The organism is Nostoc sp. DSM 114161 (assembly GCF_052692665.1).
Genome location: NZ_CP195141.1, coordinates 8,529,946 through 8,545,907, shown reverse-complemented (window position 1 = coordinate 8,545,907; position 15,962 = coordinate 8,529,946). Strand labels below are relative to the sequence as shown.

The window sequence follows — 15,962 nt, the reverse complement described above, 5'->3', positions numbered from 1 at the left end:
CCTACGGTATATAGGAAATTCACGCAAGGCTAAATTTAGCTTTAGTTAAGCAGAGTGAAAGCGAGAAATCAGCGTTTAGGGTTGGCTTTCGTTCCTTAACCCAATCTAGCAACTGTAAATGATTTACTAAAACCATTTACATATAAAGAACCACAGCAATTTTACTGAAGTTTTTGCTAAATTATACTACTTAAGTACGTATATTTTTAAGCATAAAAATTAGCATTCAAATGACTACCAAATCGGAAAATACTGAAATATCATGGGAACTACCAACGCGATCGCTACAAAGCAGACTCTAGTCATCATCGACGCCGGAATTGATGACCATCAAATACTAAAATTAGGCATCCTACCCACAGCCAAAGTAGCCGTCCTCAACAAACACATTGACGGCATCGACCAAATCAGCGCCCTGTGCAAGAAACATCCGGCAGCCAGTATCCAGATAATTGCCCACGGCAGCCCCGGCAGCTTGCAACTAGGTAGTAGCCAACTAAATTTAGGCAACCTCCACACATATCGCCAGCAACTACAACAATGGTTTGCCGCAGAAATCCTCATCTACGGGTGTGAAGTCGCGGCTGGAGAAACAGGAAAAACCTTCATAGAAAGCCTACACCGACTCACCGGAGCGAACATTGCCGCCTCAGTCGGTAAAATCGGCAATGCCCAACTTGGGGGAAGTTGGGAATTAGAAGTCAAAATAGGTCAAATTGACTCCAGCCTAGCTTTACAACCAGAAATTAGAGAAGCTTACACCAAAGTATTAGCAAGCTTTGCTACTGCCAGCAACTTCACAGTCGCCACTGGCCCCATCTCGATCGCAGTGGAAGACTTCAATGGCGACGGCAAACTGGACTTGGTTACTGCTAACAGCACCAGCAACAAGGTCTCTGTGCTGCTAGGCAACGGCACAGGCGGCTTCGGCACTGCCAGCAACTTCACCGTTGGCACTAGTCCCCAGTCAGTCACAGTGGGGGACTTCAACGGCGACGGCAACCTGGACTTGGTTGCCGCTAACAACACCAGCAACAACGTCTCAGTGCTACTAGGCAATGGTACAGGCGGCTTCGACACAGCTACTAACTTCAGCGCCGGCACTAGTCCCCAGTCAGTCACAGTGGGAGACTTCAACGGCGACGGCAACCTGGACTTGGCTGTCACTAACAGAACCACCAGTAAGGTTTCAGTGCTTCTAGGTGACGGCACAGGCGGCTTTGGAAACCCCACCGACTTCACCGTCGGCACTAATCCCCAGTCAGTCACAGTGGCAGACTTCAACAGTGACGGTAAGCTGGACTTGGCTGTCGCTAACAGAAACAGCAATAAGGTCTCAGTGCTTCTAGGTGACGGCACAGGCGGCTTTGGAAGCGCCACCAACTTCACTGTCGGTAGTGCTCCTCAGTCAGTCATAGTGGCAGACTTCAACGGTGATGGCAAGCTAGATTTGGCTACTGCTAACTACACCAGCAACAACATCTCGGTGCTGCTAGGCAACGGCACAGGCGGCTTTGGCACCCCTACTAACTTCAGCGCCGGCAGCAGTCCGCGATCGCTGGTAGTGGGAGATTTCAACAGCGACGGCAAGCTGGACTTGGCTACCGCTAACAGAAACGGCAGCAATGTCTCGGTACTTTTAGGCAACGGCACAGGCGGCTTCGGCACCGCCAGCAAATTCACCGTCGGTAATAGTCCCCGGTCAATTACAGTGGGAGACTTCAACGGGGACGGCAAGCTGGATTTGGCTGCTGGTAACTTCGGAAACAACAGAGTCTCAGTGCTGTTGAACACCACCCCCAAAATTACCATCGCTTCAGGCACTAATCCCAAAGAAGGCGGTCCAGACGGCAGTTTTATCATCACTCTCGACACCCCCGCCCCTGTTGGCGGCTTAGTCGTCAAATTCAACACCATCGGTAGCACAGCCACCGCTACCACAGACTACGCCTTGGTAGCCGACACAAATATCACCGCTGTTACAGCTAACACCTTCATCATCGCCCAAGGAAAAACCACCGCTACCTTAAAAGTCACAGCTGTAACCGATATCCCCCTAGATGACCCCAATGAAACAGTTACTATCAACCTAGAATCCAGCCCGGACTACATCCTTGGTGCAAGTATCACTGCGACTCTAACAATTGCAGAACCTATTGCCCCGGTCGTTACACCCACCAACACCCCGCTAGCGTACACCGAAAACGATACGGCTACAGCGATCGACTCTGGTCTTACCGTCACCGATGCCGACTCCAGCAACCTCAGCGGTGCCACAATCAGCATCACCAGCGGTTTTGTTGCCGCACAAGACATCCTCGGTTTCACTGCCCAAAACGGTATTAGTGGCAGTTATAGCAATGGTGTTTTAACCTTAACTGGCAGTGCCAGTGTCGCCGACTATCAAACTGCACTGCGTTCTATCACCTATCAAAACACCAGCGATAACCCCAGCAGCACCACCCGCACAATTAGCTTTATCGTCAATGACGGCAGCTTAAACAGCAGCACTGTCACTCGCAACATTAATATCACCGCAGTTAATGATGCCCCAGCCGTCACTGCCACCAACACCCCCCTAGCGTACACCGAAAACGACCCAGCTAAAGTCATCGACCCCGGTATCCTCATCAGCGATGTTGACTCCAGCAACCTCAACGGTGCCACAATTAGCATCACCAGTGGTTTTGTCGCCGCAGAAGATACCCTCGGTTTCACTGCCCAAAATGGCATTAGTGGCAGTTATAGCAATGGTGTTTTAACTTTAAGTGGCACTGCCAGCATCGCCGACTATCAAACTGCACTGCGTTCTGTCAGCTATCAAAACAGCAGCGATAACCCCAGTACCGTTACTCGCACCATTAGTTTTGTCGTCAATGACGGCAGCTTAAATAGCAATACTGTTACCCGCAACATTAATATCACCGCAGTTAATGATGCCCCAGTCATCACCCCGACCAGCACCCCTCTGGCTTACACTGAAAACGATGCGGCTACAGCAATAGACTCTGGTCTTACCGTCATCGATGCCGACTCCAGCAACCTCAGCGGTGCCACAGTCAGCATTAGCAGCGGTTTTGTCGCAGGGCAAGACATCCTTGGTTTCACTGCCCAAAATGGCATCAGTGGCATCTATAGCAATGGTGTTTTAACCTTAACTGGTAGTGCTACTGTCGCCCAATATCAAACTGCACTGCGTTCTATCACCTACCAAAACAGCAGCGAGAATCCCACTACTACCATCCGCAGCATTAGTTTTGTTGTCAATGACGGCAGCTTAAATAGCAGCACTGTCACTCGCAACATTAACATCACCGCAGTCAATGATGCCCCAGTTGTCACTGCCACTAACACCCCACTGGCTTACACTGAAAATGACCCAGCAAAAGTCATTGACTCTGGTCTTGCGATCGCTGATGTTGACTCCGCCAACCTCAACGGCGCCACAGTCAGCATTAGCAGCGGTTTTGTCGGAGCAGAAGATATCCTCGGTTTCACTGCCCAAAACGGTATTAGTGGCAGCTATAGCAATGGTGTTTTAACCTTAACTGGTAGTGCTACTGTCGCCAACTATCAAACTGCACTGCGTTCGATCGCATACCAAAACACCAGCGATAACCCCAGCACCACCACCCGCACAATTAGCTTTATCGTCAATGACGGCAGCTTAAATAGCACCACTGCAACCCGCAACATTAATATCACCGCAGTTAATGATGCCCCAGTCATCACCCCGACCAACACCCCCCTGGCGTACACCGAAAACGATGGGGCTACAGCGATAGACTCTGGTCTTACCGTCACCGATGTTGACTCAACCAACCTCAACAGCGCCATAGTCAGCATTAGCAGCGGTTTTGTCGCAGCAGAAGACATCCTCGGTTTCACTGCCCAAAACGGCATTAGTGGCAGCTATAGCAATGGTGTTTTAACCTTAACTGGTAGTGCTACTGTCGCCCAATATCAAACTGCACTGCGTTCTGTTACCTACCAAAACAGCAGCGATAACCCCAGCACCACCACCCGCACTATTAGCTTTATCGTCAATGACGGCAGCTTAAACAGCAGCACTGTCACTCGCAACATTAACATCGCCGCAGTCAATGATGCCCCTGTCGTCACCCCGACTAACACCCCTCTGGCTTACACTGAAAACGATGCGGCTACAGCGATAGACTCTGGTCTTACCGTCACCGATGTTGACTCAACCAACCTCAACAGTGCAACAGTCAGCATTAGCAGCGGTTTTGTCGCCGCAGAAGACACCCTTGCTTTCATTGCCCAAAATGGTATTAGTGGCAGCTATAGCAATGGTGTTTTAACCCTAACTGGTAGTGCTACTGTCGCCAACTATGAAACTGCACTGCGTTCGATCGCATACCAAAACACCAGCGATAACCCCAGCAGCACCACCCGCACAATTAGCTTTATCGTCAATGACGGCAGCTTAAATAGCACCACTGCAACCCGCGATATTAATATCACCGCAGTTAATGATGCCCCAGCTATTACATCAACGAACACCCCTCTGGCTTACACTGAAAACGATGCGGCTACAGCAATAGACTCTGGCATCCTCATTAGTGATGTTGACTCCAGCAACCTCAACAGTGCAACAGTCAGCATTAGTAGCGGTTTTGTCGCCGCAGAAGACACCCTTGCTTTCATTGCCCAAAATGGTATTAGTGGCAGCTATAGCAATGGTGTTTTAACTTTAACTGGCAATGCCAGCGTCGCTGACTATCAAACTGCACTGCGTTCGATCGCATATCAAAACAGCAGCGATAACCCTAGCACCACCACCCGCACTATTAGCTTTGTTATCAATGATGGCAGCTTAAACAGCAGCACTGTCACTCGCAACATTAACATCACCGCAGTCAATGATGCCCCTGTCGTCACCCCGACTAACACCCCTCTGACTTACACTGAAAACGATGCGGCTACAGCGATAGACTCTGGTCTTACCGTCACCGATGTTGACTCCGGCAACCTCAACAGTGCAACAGTCAGCATTAGCAGCGGTTTTGTCGCCGCAGAAGACACCCTTGCTTTCATTGCCCAAAATGGTATTAGTGGCAGCTATAGCAATGGTGTTTTAACTTTAACTGGCAATGCCAGCGTCGCTGACTATCAAACTGCACTGCGTTCGATCGCATATCAAAACAGCAGCGATAACCCTAGCACCACCACCCGCACTATTAGCTTTGTTGTCAATGATGGCAGCTTAAACAGCAGCACTGTCACTCGCAACATTAACATCACCGCAGTCAATGATGCTCCTGTCGTCACCCCGACTAACACCCCTCTGACTTACACTGAAAACGATGCGGCTACAGCGATAGACTCTGGTCTTACCGTCACCGATGTTGACTCCGGCAACCTCAACAGTGCAACAGTCAGCATTAGCAGCGGTTTTGTCGCCGCAGAAGACACCCTTGCTTTCATTGCCCAAAATGGTATTAGTGGCAGCTATAGCAATGGTGTTTTAACTTTAACTGGCAATGCCAGCGTCGCTGACTACCAAACTGCACTGCGTTCGATCGCATATCAAAATAGCAGCGATAACCCTAGCACCGCTACTCGCACTATTAGCTTTGTCGTCAATGACGGTAGTTCAGATAGTATCGCTGCAACCCGCGATATTAATATCACCGCAGTTAATGATGCTCCAGTCATCGCCGCCACAAACACCCCCCTTGACTACACTGAAAACGACGACGCTATAGCCATTGACCCCGGTATCCTCATCAGCGATGTTGATTCCAGCAACCTCAATGGTGCCATAGTCAGCATCAGCAGCGGTTTTATTGCCTCAGATGACACCCTCGGTTTCACTGATGCTAATGGCATTAGTGGCAGCTATAGCAATGGCATTCTCACCTTAACTGGTAATGCCAGCGTTGCCGATTATCAAACTGCACTGCGTTCGATCGCATATCAAAACAGCAGTGATAATCCCACCATCAGCCGCACCATCAGTTTTGTTATCAATGATGGTAGTTTAGATAGTACTGCTGCAACCCGCGACATTAATCTAATCCCAGTTAATGATGCCCCAGTCATTAGCGCCACGAACACTCCCCTGGCGTACACCGAAAACGACGCGGCTAAAGTCATCGACCCGGATCTGACTATTACAGACGTTGACTCCAGTAACCTCAGCAGCGCCACTGTCAGCATCATCGGTTTTGTCGCCGCCGAAGATAGCCTCGGTTTCACTGCTAGTAACGGCATTAGTGGCAGCTATAGCAATGGTGTTTTAAACTTAACTGGCAGTGCCAGCGTTGCTGACTATCAATCTGTACTGCGTTCTGTTACTTATCAAAACAGCAGCGATAACCCCAGCGCCATCACCCGCACCATCAGTTTTGTAGTCAATGACGGTAGTTCAGATAGTATCGCTGCAACCCGCGACATTGATTTCACCGCAGTTGATAATACTCCAGTTATCGCTGCCACCAATACCTCCCTTGACTACACCGAAAATGACGACGCTAGAATCATCGACTCCGGTATTACCATCAGTGATGTTGACTCCAGCAACCTCAACAGTGCCACTGTCAGTATTATCGATTTTATTGCTACAGAAGATAACCTTGGTTTCACTGACCAAAACGGCATTACTGGCAGCTATAGCAATGGTGTTTTGACCTTAAGTGGCACTGCCAGCATTGCCGACTATCAAACTGCACTGCGTTCTGTTACCTATCAAAATAGCAGCGATAACCCCACCACCAGCCGCACCATCAGTTTTGTCGTCAATGATGGTAGTTCAGATAGTACTGCTACAACCCGCGATATTAATCTAATCCCAGTTAATGATGCCTCAGTCATCACTGCCACCGACATCCCCCTAGCATATACCGAAAACGACCCAGCTAAAGCCATCGACTTGGATATTGCGATCGCTGATGTTGACTCCAGCAACCTAGAGAGTGCCACAATTAGCATCAGCAGCGGTTTTGTTGCCGCAGAAGATACCCTCGCTTTCATTGCCCAAAATGGCATTAATGGCAGCTATAGCAATGGTGTTTTAACCTTAAGTGGCAGTGCCAGCATCGCTGACTATCAAACTGCACTGCGTTCTGTTACTTATCAAAACAGCAGCGATAACCCCACCACCAGCCGCACCATCAGTTTTGTCGTCAATGATGGTAGTTCAGATAGTACTGCTACAACCCGCGATATTAATCTAATCCCAGTTAATGATGCCCCAGTTATTACTGCCACCGACACCCCCCTCGACTACACCGAAAATGACGACGCTAGAATCATCGACTCCGGTATTACCATCAGTGATGTTGACTCCAGCAACCTCAACAGTGCCACAGTCAGTATTATCGATTTTCTTGCTACAGAAGATATCCTCGATTTCACTGACCAAAACGGCATTACTGGCAGCTATAGCAATGGTGTTTTAACTTTAACTGGTAGTGCTACTGTCGCCAACTATCAAACTGCACTGCGTTCTGTTACCTATAAAAACAGCAGCAATAAACCCAGCACCACAAAGCGCAGTATCAACTTTGTTGTCAATGATGGCAGCTTAGATAGTATCGTCGCAACCCGCGACATTAGTTTCACACCAGTTATAGATGAGGAAATACCCAGTCATTTAACTAACCCTAATGATGATGTCTTCAATATTACTGGTGAGGATATCAAAGTCAGGCTTGAAATCAAGCTCGCTGGACACAGTAGTAATCTAGTAAATGAACTGGGCTTATTTACTGTTGATGATGCTCTGGGTACGATTGACGGTATTGCGCCTGGTGCTGATGGTTATGCCGCAGCTGCTTTACAACGGTCACAGGTAATTTTATCTGCGATCGCCAATACTCCTAATGGCTTTGACTCTAATAATCTCACAACTCTACTGGAATTGACTTCTGGTCAGTATTTCAGATTTTTATTAGTCAAAGATAGTACTTTTGATGCTGTACGTAACGATCCTAACTCCATCGGCAAATTATTGTTTTCTGATGTCTCAACACAACAAATTACAGCCTTGGGTGATGATAATTTCTCTCTAGGTTGGAAGGATTTTGCTAATAACACTGCTACAGATTTTAACGCTCTGGTGGTGAAGATTAAGCAGACAAATCAAGCTTTACCTTTGGGTACAAAGCTACAAAGTAAATTCCAAGGAGAAATGATTGATTTGCGAGATGTCGAACAATCAGTTATTGCTGAATTTAATGTTTATAGAGAGGCGGCTTACAACAATTATGTCGGCTTCTATCAAGTAATTGATGAAAATGGTGGAATTGATACGAATGGCGATGGGGTGGCTGATATTCTCACGGGACAAGCTGGTTATATTCAGGCTGCCGTGCGTAGTCGAGTTGCTGGTATTGATTTGAGTGTCAGCAATCAAGGTAGCGCTACTTACAGTGGTACTTTCCAACCTGGTGGGATTTTTGCTCCGTTTATTATTGTTGATGGTACTCCTGATGCGCTTTTAGATAAAGATTCCAAAAACGATCCGGCAGTTTATTTTCCATTCTTGGGTGCTAATTCCGATGGCTCAGATCATATTCGCTTGTTAGGAAATAATACCTTTGGTTTCGAGGATTTACCTGGTGGTGGCGATCGCGATTTTAACGATCTGATTGTCAAAGTTAATTTGACTGGCACAATTTAAGCCTTATACAGGCAAAACAATTGTATATTTTTTAGGGAATGTAGAAAAACTAGACGATCTCGGATACATGATAAGTTGGGTTTATAGATTGGTCTAAATTGGGGGTAGGCAATATCTCCTCACCCCCAAACTTTCTACTCCCCGTAAACTATGTGGACTCAAATCGACGCACATATTAGCCAAATAACTGGTGAAAAATTTCAAAGTCAACAACGGCGATCGGTTGGTGGCGGATGCATCAACCAAGGTTATGCTGTCTCTAATGGCGAAATCACGTACTTTGTCAAGCTCAACCAAGCTTCTCAAGTTGCAATGTTTGAGGCTGAGGCGCTGGGTTTAGAGGAAATGCTAGTAACCGCTAGTATTCGGGTTCCAAAACCTGTTTGTTGGGGTGTGGCTAGTAATTCTGCTTACATTGTCCTTGAATGGTTGGAAATGGGAAGCGGTAATTCCAAATCATGGGAAGAGATGGGACGCCATCTGGCGGCAATGCATAAAGCTAGCAGTAGTCAAGGTTTTGGTTGGAAAATTAACAATACTATTGGTTCCACCCCTCAAATTAACACTTGGACGCCAGACTGGGTGGAATTTTATGCGAAACATCGCCTGGGTTATCAATTTCAATTAGCTAGGCGGCGCGGGGGTAATTTCCCTCAACAAGATCGGTTATTAGCGGCGATTCCTCAATTGTTGGCAAATCATCAAGTGCAACCTTCGTTGGTACACGGGGATTTATGGGGTGGAAATGCTGGGTGTACTGTGTCGGGAGAACCAACGATATTCGATCCAGCAACTTATTTTGGCGATCGCGAAGTTGATATTGCCATGACAGAATTGTTTGGTGGTTTCCCCGCAGCATTTTACAAGGGTTATAACGAAGTCTTCCCTTTAGATGACGGTTACGAGCAAAGAAAAACACTTTATAATCTTTATCACATTTTGAATCACTTCAATTTATTTGGTGGTGGTTATGCTTCCCAAGCCAACCGCATGATTGACCAAATTTTGTCAAAATTTTAAATTTGACATTTTGAAAAATCCGACTTTTCATATGAGGTATATTAAAGTTACATCTAGTAACTGTGAAGTAATTTGTTTAGATGATTTATCAAGCTTTTGGAGTAATTGATAAATAAAAGATGCCAAATTTACCCAATAAAGCCAACAAAACCTATTTAGCTCTCTAAAACACCAAAAAATTTAACAATTATTTATAATTCAAAAGGTAAACCTAATATGAAGATCAAAGGAATAAAACGCGGCCAAACTATCGAATTACTAGAACAAATCAACAATATTCCTGATGGTACAGAAATTATAGTTGAGTTAGAAGTTACTCCCATTCAAATTACAGCCCCCCAACAACCATTAACAGAAGCAGAAAGACTAGCAAAACTTCATCAATTATTTGGAATTTGGAAGAACCAACCTGAATTAACAGAAATCTTTACAGAAATTGACGAACAACGTCATGCTTATCAAGGCAGAACCATAAATTCAATCGATAACGAAGATAATGAATAATGTATCTACTAGATACCAATATTTGTATTGCACTACTGAACGCAAATCCTCAAGCTGTTACTAAATTTAATCGCTTTTTCAGCCAATGCTATCTTTCTATCATTGTAGTTTCAGAGCTATATAAAGGCGTTTATTGTTCTCAACAAGTAGCTAAAAATATAGAGATATTAGAACAGTTCGCAGAACTCTTACCAGTAGAACCGTTTAATTTAGATGCAGCTATCGAATTTGGCAAGATTCAAAGCGAACTTAGAAAAATAGGTAAACCCACAGGAGAATTTGATGCTTTGATTGCTGCTGTAGCTCGTTCTCGCGATGATGTTATTGTTAATAACAATATTAAATATTTTATCAATATTGCCAATTTAAAATTAGATAATTGGTTAGAAAGTTGAAAAACAGACACGATTATTCCTGGAAAATTAGTTACTCCAGCAATATCCTCATTTGCTACTCAAAGCACTATAGCAATAAACTTTCGCAAGCCTGTTACCTGTTCCCCCAACCCTATTACAATCGTGAAATACTATCAACAACAACCTAACGCATTTACTAACGATTATCTAAATAATTTATGGGGAGAAATCCAAGCTTGTCCTTATTTTGCTACCAACAACCTCAACCGCGATTTTGTTGCTACTAAAGGATTTTCGGTAGTATTTCAGCGTTCTGGATTAACAACGGTAGAACAGCAGTTTCCTTACTTTAAACCTTATTTAGATTTAGCTCTCCAGCCAAATTGTAATGCTTTTTATCTCAATCCTTTACAGTTAAAAGAAGGCTCTCGTGTCGATCCGCATATCGATCGCTCCTTACGTTCTTACTGCAAAACCATTGAACCACCTATATTTGTGAGTGTGCTTTATGTACGAGTCCCTGCTGATATGGAAGGGGGAGAATTAGTACTGCGATCGCACAAGCGTCAACTTGGACAAATTAAGCCGCAAATTAATACTTTACTTTACTTTCAGGGAGATTTAACCCATTCTGTTAACGCAGTCAAAACACCTGGCGATCGCCTTAGCTTGGTTTGCGAACAATATTCTTTAAGCGAAACTGAACTCCAAGAAATTCCCCAGTTTACTATTGAGTCAAGAAAAACTCAGTCTGGAAGTAAAAAGAGAAAGTCATATTAAGTAGAAGGCAATAGGCAATTAATTTTAATCATTTTTTATTGTCTATTGCCCGTTCCCTATTTCTTTTCTTGAACTGCGATCGCTACCTAAACTAAGCAAACTCGAAAATGTCCATTGCGAAAAAATTTTTCTCCAATAATTTGTCGATAAACTGCTTCGTAGCCATCAACCATTTGTTCGACAACTTCATTAAACATAAAACAATAACTTCACCAATTTACTTCCCCAACAGTTAACTCCTACCTAAAGGATGGGAACACCAAGGGACAAGCATCAGACGACACAAAATTATTGACTTTTTACAAAAAATATGATATTTTGTATTTTCACTAAGAAAAATCAAATAGAAACGTGAATATTTCTCCACATATCAAAAAACCGCGTGTCACATGGCAGGCGGTTTTCTCGCTGCTGATATTTGTGTTTATGTACCTGCCTATACTGGTACTTGGCTTTTATAGCTTTAATCAATCGCCTTACAGCGCAACTTGGCAGGGATTTACCTTAGATTGGTATTTAAAGTTGTTCGCCGACGATCGCATCTTATCAGCTTTGCAAAATAGTTTGATAGTTGCTGGTTGTGCAGTTGGGATTTCAGCAGTGCTGGGAACCTTGATGGCGGTTGGTTTGGCGCGTTACCAATTTCCGCTTAAGAATTTGTATCGCGGTATCGCCTACCTACCATTAATTATTCCCGATATTGCGATCGCAGTGGCTACCTTAGTATGTTTAGCCGCCTTTGCAATACCTTTAAGTTTGTGGACAATAGTTGCAGCACACATAGTATTTTGCCTCGCCTATGTGGGGCTAGTGGTTTCATCTAGACTGATAAATTTAGATCCTCACTTAGAAGAAGCAGCATTAGATTTAGGCGCGACACCAACCCAAGCATTTATCAAAGTATTATTACCTCAATTAATGCCTGGTATTATTGCTGGTTGTTTGTTAGCTTTTGTCCTGAGTTTAGATGATTTTTTAATTGCCAGTTTTACTGCTGGTAGTGGTTCTAACACTCTGCCAATGGAAATTTTTAGTCGTATAAGAACAGGAGTCAAGCCTGATATTAATGCTTTGAGTGTAATGTTAATTTCCGTATCAGCGATCGTTGCTTTTGTTGCTGAGTTGCTTCGCGTTTCTGGAGAAAATAAAAGCTGATAATTAGAACTCATAATTCAGAATTCAGTAGTCAAAAGTTACAATCAATTATCTGCTAGTCGAACAGAATACAAGCAAGAAAATTTTCGATACTGACGCCAATATTGCTGTTTTGATTAAAATTATTCATTATTTATAACATTTCCCGTTCTAGTGAAGTATAAGGTAGGGGCGCATAGCTATCATCGGTATCAACTTAACGTAGAACCGATGTCTCGCAAGGAACTCAAGTTCCTTGCTCATAGCAAAAGTAATCTAAAGATTACTAAATACCCCCTAATATTTTGAGTCTACTTCAGTAGACTTAAGCTATTAGCCAAGAAATTTATTTCTTGGCGGGTGAGGAAGCCGACACCGAAGCTATTTCTAGCTTAAGTTGACACTAATGATAGCTATGCGCCCCTACAAATTTTTCATTGGGAACCGCTAGAGTTCTTAGTGAACTTTTTTATTTAGAAACAACAGCTATATTAAAGAATAATTTTGAATTCTGAATTCTGATATTTTTAAACACATATAAAAAATTCCGTGTTCGCTTCTCTACATAACTGTTTTCAATAAGATGATATTGGGGCTAACTTTGGAGAAGATGCTATTTCCACTTCATTATGCAAATCTGCCAAAATCCCAATTGCTCGAATCCATTCAACTCTGATAGCAATAGATTTTGCGTCAGTTGCGGACAAAGCAACTTTGGCAAACTTCTGAGAAACCGTTACCGCGTATTGGGACTCTTAGGTGAAGGTGGGTTTAGCAGAACTTATGCTACAGAAGATGCAGATAGACTCAATGCGCCTTGTGTCATCAAGCAATTTTTCCCACAATTCCAAGGAACTGGACAACGTACCAAAGCAGCCCAATTTTTCAAAGAAGAAGCCTTTCGGTTGTATGAACTCGGAGAAAATCATACCCAAATTCCTAGATTACTTGCTTATTTTGAACAAGGTACTAGTTTGTACCTCGTGCAAGAATTTATTCAAGGAAAAACTCTTTTACAAGAAGTTCAGGAACAAATATATGGCGAAGAACAAATTTGGCAACTTTTAGCTGATTTGTTGCCAGTTCTAGAATTTATTCATACAAGTAACATTATTCACCGGGATATCAAGCCAGAAAATATTATTCGCCGTGCAAGCGATGGAAAACCCGTATTAATTGATTTTGGTGGTGCCAAACAAGTAACACAAACAAGTATAGGAAGACAAGCTACAGTAATTTATACACTTGGTTATGCACCGACAGAACAAATGGCTGGCTTTGCTTGTCACGCCAGCGATTTATATGCTTTGGGCGTAACTTGCGTGCGTCTTCTAACTCAATGTTTACCTTTACAGGATGTTTCTGGACAAGTTAAAGATCCTATTTATGATGCCATGAACGCTAAGTGGTTGTGGCGCCAACGATTACAAGAAAAAGGTATTACTATCAGCGACGAATTAGGAAAAATTTTAGATAAATTACTCAAACATTTACCGAGTGAAAGGTATCAAACAGCAACAGAAGTTATCAAAGATTTGGAGTTTATCAAATCAAATCTTGAACCTGTAGCCCTAAAAATGGTTTCCATTCCCCAACCTGTGCTACCACCGCCAAAAGTAATAGTACCATTACCGCCTTTAAAAACTTTTGAATTTGATGTAGTCACAGTAGACACAGCAGGTAGAGAAGTTAGCCGCGTCAGCCGCAGTGCAAACTTCTTTGCTGAAGAATTGGGTAAGTCTGTCACCCTGGAAATGGTATCAATTCCTGGCGGTACATACATGATGGGTTCGCTGGAGTTTGAAGGAGACGCTGACGAACGTCCTCAACGCCAAGTGAGTGTAGAACCATTTTTTATGGGAAAATTTCCTGTAACTCAAGCACAGTGGAGAATAGTAGCAGCATTACCCAAAGTCAACCAAACCTTAAATCCTAATCCATCGAAATTCAAAGGTTTAGATAGACCAGTAGAAAATGTATCTTGGCATGAAGCTGTAGAATTTTGTCTCAGGTTATCACAAAAAACTGGACGCGACTATCGTTTACCCAGTGAAGCAGAATGGGAATATGCTTGTCGTGCTGGAACTAGGACATCCTTTCACTTTGGCGAAACCATTACCACCGATTTAGTTTGCTGTGCTGACGAACCAAAAAGCAAATTCCGCAAAGAAACAACAAACGTAGGCAGTTTTGAAGTAGCCAACGCCTTTGGATTGTACGATATGCACGGGCTAGTTTGGGAATGGTGCGCCGATCCGTGGCATAACAATTATAATGATGCACCTTCAGATGCAAGAGTTTGGGAAATCGGTGGTGATATGCATCGCCGGGTACTGCGCGGTGGTTCTTGGAGTTTCAGTGCAGAACTTTGTCGCAGCGCCAGCCGTAGTTGGAATGAGTCAGACGGTGGGTTGAGAATTTGTGGCTTTCGGGTGGTATTTTCCGCTGAAGAGACGCCTGAATATTAAGTTTTGGATTTTGAGTATTTGAATTCGTTACATTTCTATCCAAGAACCTAGATGTAGAGATATTGCATTGCAACGTCTCTACTATATTAATTATGTGCCTTAATAATTTCGGTGAGGTAAAACGATGGTCATCGAAGCTAAAAATCTTGCGCTACCAGATCACACTCAGCTACCAGAGTCCGATGGTACTTTCGTGAAAAATTTCCAAGAACATCCTCAAAGTATTCTATTAACTGACTCTATCCTGCCACGATTACAAGAAATTCATCCTGATGGCTATTATTGTATCGGTCAAGACTCTGGTATTTACTGGCGATTAACTGAACCACCAGAACGAGGTGCAGAAGCACCAGATTGGTTTTACGTACCTAATGTTCCACCAACTCTGAATAATGAAATCCGGCGTTCTTATGTTTTTTGGCAAGAATTAATTGCACCGATGATTGTTTTAGAATTTGTATCTGGAGATGGAGAGGAAGAACGAGATAAAACTCCTTATAAAGGTAAATTTTGGATTTACGAAAATATTATCCGTCCTCCCTACTACGGCATTTATGAAGTGAAAAAAGCAGCTGTGGAAGTCTATCAATTAATGGCTAATCATTACGAAAAAATGGTTCCCAATAGTAGAGGACATTATCCAATTGCACCTATGGGTGTGGAATTAGGTATTTGGCAAGGTAATTTTGTATTAGACAGAGAATTACCTTGGTTGCGGTGGTGGGATGAACAAGGTAATTTACTCCTAACAGGAGATGAACGTGCGGAAGTTGAACGCCAACGCGCGGAAGTTGAACGCCAACGTGCGGAAACGGTAGAACAAGAAAATCAGCGGTTGCGGGAACGATTACGTGCATTGGGTATCGATCCTGATGCGCTGAGTTAGCCAAAATGCCCTCACCGGATTTTAAATTTGAAATTTTGGATTGTTAATTCAAAACTTCAAATCTAAAGAAGTCCAAAACCCTCATCTAGAGACGCGATTTCTCGCGTCTTCTCTAGACCAATTATCTCTAGGAACAATCTTTAACCCAAGCTTATTACAATATTAGC

General features: G+C 43.7%; 8 protein-coding genes. All 8 read left to right on the top strand.

Annotated features, from left to right (window positions below):
- Positions 1-262: 262 nt before the first annotated feature.
- The 8 genes from NSTC745_RS35715 (at position 263) to NSTC745_RS35680 (ending at position 15,795) form a co-directional block, all read left to right on the top strand.
- Entirely contained in the window at positions 263-8,647 is an 8,385-nt protein-coding gene (locus NSTC745_RS35715) for an FG-GAP-like repeat-containing protein (RefSeq protein WP_445635253.1), read from the top strand.
- Positions 8,648-8,797: 150 nt separating this feature from the next.
- A complete protein-coding gene (locus NSTC745_RS35710; protein ID WP_445635252.1) occupies positions 8,798-9,667 on the top strand; it encodes a fructosamine kinase family protein in 870 nt (289 codons plus the stop codon).
- Positions 9,668-9,883: 216 nt separating this feature from the next.
- Positions 9,884-10,171 (top strand): hypothetical protein, encoded by a 288-nt coding sequence (locus tag NSTC745_RS35705; RefSeq protein WP_445635251.1) that lies wholly within the window; start codon positions 9,884-9,886, stop codon positions 10,169-10,171.
- Positions 10,171-10,566 carry a type II toxin-antitoxin system VapC family toxin gene (locus tag NSTC745_RS35700; RefSeq protein WP_445635250.1) on the top strand — a complete coding sequence of 132 codons (396 nt, stop codon included), beginning with the start codon at positions 10,171-10,173 and terminating at the stop codon, positions 10,564-10,566. Before NSTC745_RS35705 ends, NSTC745_RS35700 begins: the two co-directional genes overlap by 1 nt.
- Before the next feature lie 123 nt (positions 10,567-10,689).
- Positions 10,690-11,307 (top strand): 2OG-Fe(II) oxygenase, encoded by a 618-nt coding sequence (locus tag NSTC745_RS35695; RefSeq protein WP_445635249.1) that lies wholly within the window; start codon positions 10,690-10,692, stop codon positions 11,305-11,307.
- A 351-nt stretch (positions 11,308-11,658) separates the two neighbouring features.
- Positions 11,659-12,462, top strand: a complete 804-nt coding sequence (locus NSTC745_RS35690; RefSeq protein WP_445635248.1) for an ABC transporter permease — start codon at positions 11,659-11,661, stop codon at positions 12,460-12,462.
- Positions 12,463-13,070: 608 nt separating this feature from the next.
- Positions 13,071-14,909 carry an SUMF1/EgtB/PvdO family nonheme iron enzyme gene (locus NSTC745_RS35685; protein WP_445635247.1) on the top strand — a complete coding sequence of 613 codons (1,839 nt, stop codon included), beginning with the start codon at positions 13,071-13,073 and terminating at the stop codon, positions 14,907-14,909.
- 124 nt (positions 14,910-15,033) lie between these two features.
- Positions 15,034-15,795 (top strand): Uma2 family endonuclease, encoded by a 762-nt coding sequence (locus NSTC745_RS35680; protein ID WP_445635246.1) that lies wholly within the window; start codon positions 15,034-15,036, stop codon positions 15,793-15,795.
- Positions 15,796-15,962 lie beyond the last annotated feature (167 nt).

Excerpts from the sequence above, each read along its gene's own strand:
- NSTC745_RS35685 (WP_445635247.1), top strand. The coding sequence starts at position 13,071 with ATGCAAATCTGCCAAAATCCCAATTGCTCGAATCCATTCAACTCTGAT.
- NSTC745_RS35710 (WP_445635252.1), top strand. The coding sequence starts at position 8,798 with ATGTGGACTCAAATCGACGCACATATTAGCCAAATAACTGGTGAAAAA.
- NSTC745_RS35705 (WP_445635251.1), top strand. The coding sequence starts at position 9,884 with ATGAAGATCAAAGGAATAAAACGCGGCCAAACTATCGAATTACTAGAA.
- NSTC745_RS35680 (WP_445635246.1), top strand. The coding sequence starts at position 15,034 with ATGGTCATCGAAGCTAAAAATCTTGCGCTACCAGATCACACTCAGCTA.
- NSTC745_RS35700 (WP_445635250.1), top strand. The coding sequence starts at position 10,171 with ATGTATCTACTAGATACCAATATTTGTATTGCACTACTGAACGCAAAT.
- NSTC745_RS35715 (WP_445635253.1), top strand. The coding sequence starts at position 263 with ATGGGAACTACCAACGCGATCGCTACAAAGCAGACTCTAGTCATCATC.